The organism is Streptomyces sp. NBRC 110611 (assembly GCF_001590865.1).
Classification (GTDB): Bacteria; Actinomycetota; Actinomycetes; order Streptomycetales; family Streptomycetaceae; genus Streptomyces.
In genome coordinates, this window is the sequence record NZ_BBUY01000001.1 from 116965 (window position 1) to 127728 (window position 10764).

Sequence of the window (10764 nt, forward strand, 5' to 3'; positions counted from 1 at the left end):
GGACCTCCCTCCGCCCTACGCGGCCGGCGGGTGCACCAGCCACTCGCCCCGGCGCGCGACCCCCACCAGGCGGTACTCCGCGTCGAGCACCACCAGGTCGGCGTCCTTGCCCGCCTCCAGGGAGCCGGTGCGGTCCGCGATGCCCAGGAGGCGGGCGGGGGTGGCCGACAGCGCCCGTACGGCCTGATCGACGGTCAGGCCGTCGATGGTGACGGCGCGCCGGAACGCGCGGTCCAGGGTGAGCGTGGAGCCCGCGATCGACCCGGCGGTGGGCCCTTCGCTGATCCGGGCGACACCGTCCCTGACCTCGACCCGCATCGGGCCCAGCGGATACATCCCGTCGTTCATCCCGGCCGCGCCCATCGCGTCCGTGATGAACGCGACCCGCTCGTCGCCCGCCTCACGGAACGCCAGCTGCAGGACCGCCGGGTGCAGATGGGTGCCGTCGTTGATCAGCTCGACGGTGATCCGCTCGTCCTCCAGGAGGGCGGCGACCGGGCCCGGCGCCCGGTGGCCGAGCCCCGGCATCGCGTTGAAGAGGTGGGTGGCGACGGTGGCGCCGGCGTCGATGGCCCGGCGGGTGGCGTCGTAGGAGGAGTCGGTGTGGCCGATGGCGGCGATCACTCCGGCGTCGGCGAGCAGCCGTACGGAGTCCAGGCCGCCGGGCAGCTCCGGCGCGACGGTCATCATCGCCGCGGTGCCGTGCGCGGCGTCGAGGAGCTTGCGGACGTCGGCCGGGTCCGGGTCGCGCAGCAGCTCCGGCTGGTGGGCGCCGCAGCGGTGCGGGGAGATGAACGGGCCCTCGAAGTGGATACCGGCCAGCTCGCCCTGCTGGACGAGCTCGGCGAGCACCCCGGCCTGCCGGGCGAGCTCGGACAGTTCGCCGGTGACGGTGGAGGCGGCCATCGAGGTGGTGCCGTGCCTGCGGTGGGTCTCGACGACCGTCATGCACTCGTCCGGGTCGGCGGACGAGAAGGAGCCGCCGCCTCCGCCGTGTACGTGGATGTCGACGAAGCCGGGGACGATCAGGTGGCCGGAGAGGTCCATGACCCGCGTGGCGCCGTCCGCGGCCCCGCCCCCGCCCCCGTCCGCGCCCTCGCGCCCGTCGTGGTGCGCAGCGCGGTCCGCGTCCCGGCCGGCGCCGTGCCCGTCGCGCGCGTCCCGGTCGAGGCCGCGGCTGTGGACACCGGCGATCCGGCTGCCCTCGATGGTGATCCGGCCGTCCTCGACGACGCCCGAGGGCCGGGCGATCCGGGCGCCGGTCAGTACGGTGCGGCGGGGGGCCGGGGGGGACTGCGCGGACTGGTGCTGTGCCATCAGGCGGTTACCTCCGTGGAGAGAAGATCCCGGGCGAGGAGTCCCGCGCCCAGGCACCCGGCGGCGTCCCCCAGGGCCGCCGGAACGATCGAGGGGAGCCGCTGGAACGTCACGCGCCGGCGGACGGCTTCCCGGAGCGGTGTGAACAGCGTGTCGCCCGCCTCGGCGAGCCCGCCGCCGATGATGAGCTTCTCCGGATCGAGCAGGGTGAGCCCGGTGACCAGGCCGTCGGCGAGGGCGTCCACCGCGTTCCGCCACACCGCGCGGGCCCGCTCGTCGCCGGACGCCACGGCCGCGGCCGCGTCCGCCGCGCCGGCCCGCGGATCGCCGCAGACCGCCGCCCAGTCCCGGCCCACCGCGGCGGCCGAGGCCACCGTCTCCAGGCAGCCGCGCTGTCCGCAGCCGCAGGCGCGGCCCCCGGGGCGTACGACGATGTGGCCGATCTCGCCGGCGCTGCCATGCGCCCCGGCCTCGATCCGGCCGCCGATGCCGATGGCACCCGCGATACCGGTCCCCAGCGGGACGAACAGGAAGCGCTCGGCGCCCCGGCCGGCGCCGATCCGGCCCTCGGCCAGGCCGCCGGTGCGGACGTCGTGGCCGAGGGCGACCGGCAGCCCGCCGAGCCGCTCGGACAGCAGCGCCCGCAGCGGTACGTCCCGCCAGCCGAGGTTCGCGGCGTAGACGGCGGTGCCGGACACCTCGTCGACGATGCCGGGGACGGCGACACCGGCGGCCTCGGCGGGGGCGCCGAAGCGTTCCGTGCCGATGTCGCGGAGCTCGGCGGCGAAGCCGAGGACGGCCTCGGTCACCGCGTCCGGGCCGCGCTCGCGGCCGGTGGGGCGCCGCGCCTCGTACAGCGGGACGGGGCGCGTCGGGGGCGTCTTCCCGGGCGGCGCGGTGTCGTCCACCCCGATGAGGGCGGCCTTCATCCCGGTGCCGCCCACATCGAGGGCGATGACGTGTCTCACGGGAACAGTTTCGCGCGCACCGCCCCGAAAGGTCTAGTCCACTCACCGATGATCGGCGTCCGGACCGGCGGTGGGGAGCCCGATGCCGGAGCGCAATCTTCCGTGGTGTAGACCTTGTGGAGGACACGGGAAGAAACTCGCTGTTCACGCCGGGCGCGGGCGGCCCCCGAGACGGCGTTGCCACACCGGCAAGTTGCCACACCCGGCAAGCACGGAATCCCGGAAACGGACGAGGGGTAGAAGCGGTGCAGCGGCGGTACCTGAGCCTGGCGGCGGCGATCGCCACCACCATGACGCTGACTCTCACCGGTTGCGGCAGCGGCTCGGGCGACGGCGATGTCACCCTCAAGCTGGTCGCGGCGGAGTACGGAGACAGCCCGGCCAACAGCTCCCAGCGCTACTGGGACCAGCTCACCCGCGCCTTCGAGAAGAAGAACCCCGGCATCAAGATCGACGTCGAGGTCTACAGCTGGAAGGACGTCGACAAGAAGGTCGAGGAGCTGGTCGACAGCGGCCACGCCCCGGACCTCGCCCAGATCGGCGCGTACGCCGACTACGCCGCCAAGGGCCAGCTCTACGGCGTCGACCAGCTCCTCAGCATCTCGACCCAGGGCGACTTCACCCCCGCCATGGCGGAGGCCGGCGAATACCGCCGCGTCCAGTACGGCATGCCCTTCGGCGCCAGCACCCGCCGGCTCTTCTACAACAAGAAGCTGTTCGCCGACGCCGGCATCAAGACCCCGCCGCAGAGCTGGAACGACATCGCCCGCGACGCCCAGCTCCTCAAGGACAAGGGCGTGCAGATGCCGTACGCGCTGCCGCTCGGCCCCGAGGAGACCCAGGCCGAGACGCTGATGTGGATGCTCAGCGGCGGCAGCTCCTACACCGACACCATCGGCAAGTACCGCATCGACTCCCCGGAGAACGTCAAAACCTTCGACTGGCTGAAGAACAACCTCGTCGGCAAGGGACTGACCGGCTCCGACCCGGCCAAGCTCAACCGCGAGGACGCCTTCCAGGGCTTCGCCGACGGCAAGGTCGGGATGCTCAACGGCCACCCCACCCTGATGAAGCAGGCCGAGGCCAAGGGCGTCGACTACGGCACCGTCGAGCTGCCCGGCGTCGACGGCAAGGCGAAGTCGACCATGGGTGTCGCCGACTGGATGATGGCCTTCAAGCAGAACGGCCACCGCGCCGAGGTCGGCAAGTTCCTCGACTTCGTCTACAGCAAGAAGAACGTGATGAAGTTCTCCGGTGACTACGGCCTGCTGCCGGTCACCACGTCCGCCTCCCAGGCGATGCTCGCCGACAACAAGTACCCCAAGCTGCACGGCTTCCTCGAGCAGCTCGCCACCGCGGAGTTCTACCCGGCGAACAAGACCTCCTGGCCGCTGGTCTCCAAGACCATCAAGGCCAAGATGGGCACGGCGGTGGGACCCAAGGGGAATCCGGCGGGGGTGCTCACGCAGATCCAGCACGTGGCCGACGAGGCGGATAGCGCTGCGGCTGGCTGACCTCCCACGTTTTTGTCTTTCCCGCCGCGGTGGTTTCTCGCCGTGGCGCCTGCGGCGGGCGTGGTGTGGTCGGGTGCGGGGCCGCTCCTCCGGACTGGCGTCCTGCGGAGCGGCCCCTCCCGTGAGGGGGAGGGAAAACGGTGCGTGGGGGTGGACGAGAGTGGCCCCCTGCCGGCTGTGGGCCCCCTCCTGCCGCAGCGGCGATCAGCCACAATGGTGAGGGTCCGGCAGCATGGACGGCGGCAGGAGCGAGAGTTTCACCCACCTCCCACGGGAGGGGCCGGACCGCAGGACGGCAGTCCGGAGGGCCGGACCCGTGACGTACAGCCCCGCGCAGCGGCAACAGCCCGCCGCAGGGGTCGCGGCGGGAAAGCCGACAACGTGGGAAGGCAGCCAGACGCAGTGGACGGACTCTCGCCTCGGGACGAGGCAATGCTCGCCGTGGAGCGTCGTTCCTGGCCGGCTCCCGGGCCCAAGGAGCGGGCCATACGGGAGGAGCTCGGGATCTCCCCGACCCGGTACTACCAGCTCCTGAACGCGCTGCTGGACGACCCCCGCGCGCTCGCCCACGACCCCGTCACCGTCAACCGCCTGCGCCGCGTACGGGACAACCGCCGCGCCCGCCGCTGAGGGGACGGAAGACACCCCCGGCCCCCGCCCCGCGCCGGTAGGGTCGGCACATGGGAAGCCCCCGGAATTCCGCGCCGCAGTCCCACCCGACCCAGGAGCCCGGGCCCGGCTCCGTACCGGCACCGGACACCGCCGCCGGACGCGACGGCCTCGCCGCGCTGCTGGCCCACCCCGAACGATCCGTCATCGCCCTCGACTTCGACGGCACGCTCGCCGATATCGTCCCGGACCCGGAGCAGGCCCGTGCCCATGAGGGCGCCGTCGCCGCCCTCGGCCGCCTCGTACCGCACCTGCGCGCGGCGGCGGTGATCACCGGCCGGCCGGCCGCCGTCGCGGTCCGCCTCGGCGGCTTCGACTCCGTATCCGGCCTGGACCACCTCACCGTCCTCGGCCACTACGGCGCCGAGCGCTGGGAGGCGGCCACCGGCGCCCTGCACGCCCCGCCCCCGCACCCCGGCATCGCCGCCGTACAGGCCGAGCTGCCCGGCGTCCTGGACGCCTCCGGCGTCTGGCACGGCACCTGGATCGAGACCGCCGTCGAACGCAAGGGCGGCCGGGCCATCGCCGTCCACACCCGCCGCGCCACCGACCCGCAGGCCGCCTTCGACCAGCTGCGCGGCCCGCTGACCGGGCTCGCCGAACGTCACGGCCTGATCGTCGAACCCGGACGCTACGTCCTGGAACTCCGCCCCCCGGGGATGGACAAGGGCGTGGCCCTGGCCGACTGGATCCGCGAAACGGGCGCGTCCACCGCCCTCTACGCCGGCGACGACCTGGGCGACCTGGCCGCCTTCGCGGCCGTCGAGAAGCTCCGCTCCGACGGCCTGACCGGCGTCCTGGTCTGCAGCGGCAGCGACGAGGTCACCGCCCTGGCCGACCGCGCCGACCTGGTGGTCGACGGCCCCGCCGGCGTCGTGGCCCTGCTCGGCGCACTGGCCGACCGGCTCACAGCCGGGTGAGCCGTCCCGCGGGACGGGCTCGCGGGGACGGACCTCAGCCGGTCAGGGCCCGCAGCTGGGCCAGGAACCACCGGTCGGGCGGCAGCGCCGTGGCGGCCGCCGCCAGCCGCTCGGTGCGCTCGGCACGCTCCGCGGCGTCCATCGACAGCGCCTCGTGCAGCGCCTCGGCCGTCCCGCTCACGTCGTACGGATTGACGGTGATCGCGGCCGCCCCGAGCTCCTCGTGCGCCCCGGCCTCCCGCGACAGCACCAGCGCGCAGCCGTGGTCGGACACCACCGGAATCTCCTTGGCGACGAGGTTCATCCCGTCCCGGATCGGGTTGACCAGCGCCACGTCCGCCAGCCGGTACGCGGCGAGCGAGCGCGCGAAGTCGTCCTTCACATGCAGCACGACCGGGGTCCAACCCGCCGTCCCGTACTCGGCGTTGATCTCGTCGGCGAGCCGCCCCACCGCCGCCGTGTAGTCCCGGTACACGGCCAGGTCCTGGCGCGACGGATACGCGAACGCCACATGCACCACCCGCTCGCGCCACGACGGCCGGTCCGCCAGCAGCTGCCGGTAGGCGAGCAGGCCCCGCACGATGTTCTTGGACAGCTCGGTGCGGTCCACCCGGACGATGGTCCGGCGGGGCGAACCGTCGGGGCCGGTGCCGATCTGCTCGCGCAGCGCGGCCAGCCGGTCGGCGACATCCGCCCGGTGCGACCGTTCCCGCAGGAAGCCGGCGTCCGCCCCGAGCCCGTACACGCCGGTCCCGGTGCCCCCGGTGCCGCCGAGCACCGCCGCGCAGCACGCGGTGAACGCGTCCGCCCAGCGGTGGGTGAGGAACCCCAGCCGATCGGCGCCCAGCATGCCCCTCAGCAGCTGCTCGGCGACGTCGTCCGGAAGCATCCGGAAGTACTCCGGCGGAGCCCACGGCGTATGCGAGAAGTGCGCGATACGGACGTCGGGCCGCAGCGTCCGCAGCATGCCCGGCACCAGCGCCAGGTGGTAGTCCTGCACCAGCACCGCCGCCCCTTCGGCGGCCTCGTCGGCCAGCGCCCGCGCGAAGGCGCGGTTGTACGCCTCGTACGACGCCCACTGCGCCCGGAACTCCGCCCCGAAGACCGGCTCCAACGGCGTCTGGTACAGCATGTGATGGACGAACCACAGCACCGAGTTCGCGATGCCGTTGTAGGCCTGGGCGTGCACCTCGGCCGGAATGTCCAGCATCCGGACGCGCCGGCCGCCGGTGTCGCCCGGCGCCGGAGCTCCCCCTGTCCGCCGTACCGCCTCCCGGTCCCCGTCCCCCAGCGCGGCACACACCCACACCGCGTTGGTGTCGGGGCCGATCGCCGACAATCCGGACACCAGGCCGCCGCCGCCCCGTTTGGCGGTCAGCGTGCCGTCCTCCCCCAGGGAGTACGAGACCGGTCCACGGTTGGACGCGACGAGAACCTCGGCACCTGCTGGGACCGCGCTGCGCTCGGAGACCATGTCGCGACAGTAACCCGTGACGGAACCGCGCAAACGTACGGAGCGCGGGTCAGGCCGCGCGCCGCGCCGCGTACTCCGGGATTTCGGCCATCGGCGGGCGCTCCTCGGTGTCCACCTCGGTCGTGTACGGGGCGAAGCCCTGCTCGGAGCGGCGGAACTGGGTGAGCCGGGGCCGCACCAAGTGACCACGGGCCAGCCGGAGTTGGGCGGTGCGGTAGATGGCGGCGGCCATCCGGCCGAGGGCCTGGCCGTCCTGGTGGCGGTGTTTGCGTACGCCGACGTCCACCTGGGCGAGGCCGTCCAGGCCGACGGTGTGCAGGGCGTCGACGAGCAGGCCGAGTTCGACGCCGTAGCCGACCGGGAACGGCAGCCGCTCCAGAAGGGCGCGGCGGGCCGCGTACTCGCCGCCCAGGGGCTGGACGAAGCCCGCCAGCTGCGGCCAGTGCAGGTTGAGGAGGGGGCGGGCGACCAGCTCGGTCACCCTCCCGCCCTGCGCGGGAGCCGTGCCCGCCCCGCCGGTCTCCAGCGGCCGGTCGTACATCGCCTTGACGAAGTGGACGTCCGGGTCCGTCAGCAGCGGGCCGACGATCCCGGAGACGAAGGTGGCGGAGAACTCCCGCAGGTCGGCGTCGACGAAGCAGATGATGTCGCCGGTGGTGGCCAGGAGCGAGCGCCAGAGGACCTCGCCCTTGCCGGGCAGCGCGGGTATCCGCGGCAGGACGCTGTCACGGTGCACGACCCGGGCGCCGGCCGCCGCGGCGACCTCGGCGGTGCGGTCGGTGGAGCCGGAGTCCAGCACCACCAGCTCGTCGACCAGAGGGACCGTCCCGGTCATCAGCTCGGCACGGATCGTGGTGACGATCGCGCCGACCGTGGCCTCCTCGTCGAGCGCGGGCAGGACGACGCTGACCGTACGGCCCGACTGGTGCTTCGCCTCCAGCAGCTGCTCCAGCGGCCGGTCGGTGGCGGACCAGGAGCGGCTGCCCAGCCAGCGCTCCACCTCTTCCAGCACGTAAACACCTCTCGCATGTGATCTGTTGTGATCCATCTCGCGGATCGGACGACTATCTCGACTGTCAGTGCCTTCGGTTACAGTCTTGAACAACGCGGATGACCCTCGCATGTCGGGGTCGCCGCGCCATAAACGCCCGGGGCCCCGCCCCGGTGCCATAGCGCTCATCCAGAGGGGCAGAGGGATACGGCCCGTTGAAGCCCCGGCAACCCTCCAGCCGGTCTCCGCTGTCAGCAGAGGCTCCCGGCTAGTGAAGGTGCCAAATCCGTCTCGTGGCGAGATGCGCCGCGAGGAAGATGAGGAGAAAGGGCCTCGCCTCCATGGCAGTGCAGACCGTCGCAAGCTCCCCCGGCACGACCCCCGTCGATCTCGGCCCGGCAGCCGGCCTCTCCTGCCGCGAATGCGGCCACCGCGTCCCGCTCGGCCCCGTCTTCGCCTGCGAAGAGTGCTTCGGCCCGCTGGAGATCGCCTACGACTTCTCGGGCTACGACACCGAGGAACTCCGCAGGCGCATCGAGGCGGGCCCCGCCAGCATCTGGCGCTACGCCCCGCTGCTCCCCGTCCCCGCCGACGTCGCCCGCAAGCCGAATCTCCATCCCGGCTGGACCAAGCTCGCCAAGGCCGACAACCTCGCCCGCGAGCTGGGCGTGACCGGCGGCCTGTACATCAAGGACGACTCCGGCAACCCCACGCACTCCTTCAAGGACCGCGTGGTGGCCCAGGCCCTGGAGGCCGCCCGCGCCTTCGGCTTCACCACCCTCTCGTGCTCCTCGACGGGCAACCTGGCGGGCGCGGTGGGCGCTGCGGCCGCCCGCGCCGGATTCAGGTCCTGCGTCTTCATCCCGCACGACCTGGAGGCCGGCAAGGTCGTCATGGCCGCGGTCTACGGCGGCGACCTGGTCGGCATCGAGGGCACCTACGACGACGTCAACCGCTTCTGCTCGGAGCTCATCGGCGACCCGCTCGGCGAGGGCTGGGGCTTCGTCAACGTCAACCTGCGCCCGTACTACGGCGAGGGGTCCAAGACCCTGGCGTACGAGATCTGCGAGCAGCTCGGCTGGCGGCTCCCGGACCAGATCGTCATCCCGATCGCGTCCGGCTCCCAGCTGACGAAGATCGACAAGGGGCTGCGGGAGCTGATCACCCTCGGCCTGGTCGAGGACCGGCCGTACAAGATCTTCGGCGCCCAGGCGGCGGGCTGCTCGCCGGTGTCGGCGGCCTTCAAGGCCGGGCACGACGTCGTCCGGCCGCAGAAGCCGGACACCATCGCCAAGTCGCTGGCGATCGGCAACCCCGCCGACGGCCCGTACGTGCTCGACATCGCCCGCCGTACGGGCGGTGCGGTCGAGGACGTCGACGACGCGCAGATCGTGGACGCGATCAAGCTGCTGGCGCGGACCGAGGGGATCTTCGCGGAGACCGCGGGCGGGGTGACCGTCGGCGTGACCAGGAAGCTGATCGAGAACGGTGTCGTCGACCCCGCGCTGACCACCGTTGTCCTCAATACGGGTGACGGTCTCAAGACGCTGGACGCCGTCGCGCCGACCTCCGGGCCCACGGCCACGATCCGTCCGAACCTGGACGCGTTCCGCGCGGCCGGCCTGGCCGGCTGAGTCCGTACCCGCACTCCCGAACTCGCACTCCCGTACTCGCACTCCGTCACCTGTCCGGAAGGCAGAACCATGAGCGTCAACGTTCGCATCCCCACCATCCTCCGCACCTACACCGGCGGCGAGGCCGAGGTCACCGCCGAGGGCGCGACCCTCTCCGAGGTGATCGCCGACCTCGACAAGAACCACCAGGGCATCGCGGCCCGCGTCCTGGACGACACGGGCAAGCTGCGCCGCTTCGTGAACGTCTACATCAACGACGACGACGTCCGCTTCGAGCAGGGCCTGCAGACGCCGACCCCGGACGGCGCGGGCGTCTCGATCATCCCGGCGGTGGCCGGAGGCTGCTGAACCCGCGCGCAGAGGATCTGAGGGATCCGAGAACTCCGAGGGATCGAATTTCGGCCATCTCTGTCGCTTCTTGACCGGAATTGCCTCATCCATTGCCCCGTCCATTCAAGTGGACGGGGCAATTCCGTTTCGTGAAAGGGGATACCATTGCGACGATCCCCGTTCCGAATACCCCTGCACACCTCCGCGCGCATGCCGAACGCAGGGGAAATCGCGATGAGTTGTGTTCAAAGTGTGTGCGGCATTTGTCGCTTGAGCGCGTTATATCCGGCCCGACTTGCCCCGGAGAAATGGGATTTCGCGCCATATCGCCGATTCTTCGGCGCCAGAATTCTCGTCCGATTGACCTGTTGCGCTGGGCATCTGTGCAGATACATTCAGCGGCGGTCGACGCGTTCCGGCGCACACCCCACGGGCCTTCGCGGGGTGAGGTCTGACCCGGGTCCGCGGAGTGCGGTCCTGTGCAAGGGCCAGTAATAGGGGAGTTAGGCATGGCTCAGGGCACCGTCAAGTGGTTCAACGCGGAGAAGGGGTACGGCTTCATCGCGGTCGACGGTGGTGCGGATGTATTCGTGCACTACAGCGCGATCCAGATGGACGGCTATCGCACCCTTGAGGAGGGCCAGCGGGTCGAGTTCGAGATCTCGCAGGGCCAGAAGGGGCCGCAGGCGGACATGGTCAGGGTGAGTGCCTGAGACGCCGACCGACTGCTGCGTAGGGAAGGCCCGTCCCCTTGAAGGGGGGCGGGCCTTCTCCCTGCCCGCCGGCCGCTCCCCGCGGGGACGCCCCCTCAACGACGCCCTGCGGGCGGCTTGCGCCCTCCCGTCACCCGGCCACCACCCCTGAACGACGCCCTGCGGGCGGCTTGCGCCCTCCCGTCACCCGGCCACCACCCCTGAACGACGCCCTGCGGGCGGCTTGCGCCCTCC

At 72.1% G+C, this 10764-nt stretch carries 10 protein-coding genes and 1 riboswitch; of the genes, 6 read left to right on the forward strand and 4 right to left on the reverse strand.

The window, feature by feature from the left end; all coding sequences use genetic code 11:
• Window positions 1-15 precede the first annotated feature (15 nt).
• Both nagA and AZE13_RS00555 read right to left on the reverse strand, forming a co-directional pair.
• A complete protein-coding gene (gene nagA / locus AZE13_RS00550; RefSeq protein ID WP_066925346.1) occupies window positions 16-1317 on the reverse strand; it encodes an N-acetylglucosamine-6-phosphate deacetylase in 1302 nt (433 codons plus the stop codon).
• Window positions 1317-2285, reverse strand: coding sequence for an ROK family protein (locus AZE13_RS00555; RefSeq protein WP_066925349.1), 969 nt, complete (start codon window positions 2283-2285; stop codon window positions 1317-1319). Before AZE13_RS00555 ends, nagA begins: the two co-directional genes overlap by 1 nt.
• Window positions 2286-2530: 245 nt before the next feature.
• Between AZE13_RS00555 and AZE13_RS00560 the strand changes: the two genes are divergently transcribed.
• From AZE13_RS00560 to otsB, 3 genes are all read left to right on the forward strand, one after another.
• Entirely contained in the window at window positions 2531-3799 is a 1269-nt protein-coding gene (locus tag AZE13_RS00560; protein ID WP_066925352.1) for an extracellular solute-binding protein, read from the forward strand.
• 381 nt (window positions 3800-4180) lie between these two features.
• Window positions 4181-4429 (forward strand): DUF3263 domain-containing protein, encoded by a 249-nt coding sequence (locus AZE13_RS00565; protein ID WP_066925355.1) that lies wholly within the window; start codon window positions 4181-4183, stop codon window positions 4427-4429.
• Window positions 4430-4479: 50 nt separating this feature from the next.
• Window positions 4480-5388 (forward strand): trehalose-phosphatase, encoded by a 909-nt coding sequence (otsB, locus tag AZE13_RS00570; RefSeq protein ID WP_066925358.1) that lies wholly within the window; start codon window positions 4480-4482, stop codon window positions 5386-5388.
• 34 nt (window positions 5389-5422) lie between these two features.
• On the opposite strand, the gene AZE13_RS00575 is transcribed toward otsB, so the two are convergent.
• Together AZE13_RS00575 and AZE13_RS00580 are read right to left on the reverse strand one after the other, a co-directional pair.
• A complete protein-coding gene (locus AZE13_RS00575; RefSeq protein WP_066925361.1) occupies window positions 5423-6862 on the reverse strand; it encodes a trehalose-6-phosphate synthase in 1440 nt (479 codons plus the stop codon).
• 49 nt (window positions 6863-6911) lie between these two features.
• A complete protein-coding gene (locus tag AZE13_RS00580; RefSeq protein WP_066925363.1) occupies window positions 6912-7874 on the reverse strand; it encodes a glucosyl-3-phosphoglycerate synthase in 963 nt (320 codons plus the stop codon).
• 161 nt (window positions 7875-8035) lie between these two features.
• Window positions 8036-8177: riboswitch (SAM riboswitch) on the forward strand.
• A gap of 17 nt (window positions 8178-8194) precedes the next feature.
• On the opposite strand from AZE13_RS00580, the gene thrC reads away from it, so the two are divergent.
• The 3 genes from thrC (at window position 8195) to AZE13_RS00595 (ending at window position 10530) form a co-directional block, all read left to right on the forward strand.
• Window positions 8195-9487, forward strand: coding sequence for a threonine synthase (thrC, locus tag AZE13_RS00585; RefSeq protein WP_066925367.1), 1293 nt, complete (start codon window positions 8195-8197; stop codon window positions 9485-9487).
• A 69-nt stretch (window positions 9488-9556) separates the two neighbouring features.
• Entirely contained in the window at window positions 9557-9835 is a 279-nt protein-coding gene (locus AZE13_RS00590; protein WP_066925370.1) for a MoaD/ThiS family protein, read from the forward strand.
• Between the two features lie 491 nt (window positions 9836-10326).
• Window positions 10327-10530, forward strand: a complete 204-nt coding sequence (locus AZE13_RS00595) for a cold-shock protein (RefSeq protein WP_010035953.1) — start codon at window positions 10327-10329, stop codon at window positions 10528-10530.
• Window positions 10531-10764 lie beyond the last annotated feature (234 nt).

Bases quoted from the DNA above. Each gene is read 5' to 3' on its own strand.
- thrC (WP_066925367.1), top strand. From the start codon at position 8,195: ATGGCAGTGCAGACCGTCGCAAGCTCCCCCGGCACGACCCCCGTCGAT.
- AZE13_RS00595 (WP_010035953.1), top strand. From the start codon at position 10,327: ATGGCTCAGGGCACCGTCAAGTGGTTCAACGCGGAGAAGGGGTACGGC.
- otsB (WP_066925358.1), top strand. From the start codon at position 4,480: ATGGGAAGCCCCCGGAATTCCGCGCCGCAGTCCCACCCGACCCAGGAG.
- nagA (WP_066925346.1), bottom strand. From the start codon at position 1,317: ATGGCACAGCACCAGTCCGCGCAGTCCCCCCCGGCCCCCCGCCGCACC.
- AZE13_RS00575 (WP_066925361.1), bottom strand. From the start codon at position 6,862: ATGGTCTCCGAGCGCAGCGCGGTCCCAGCAGGTGCCGAGGTTCTCGTC.
- AZE13_RS00590 (WP_066925370.1), top strand. From the start codon at position 9,557: ATGAGCGTCAACGTTCGCATCCCCACCATCCTCCGCACCTACACCGGC.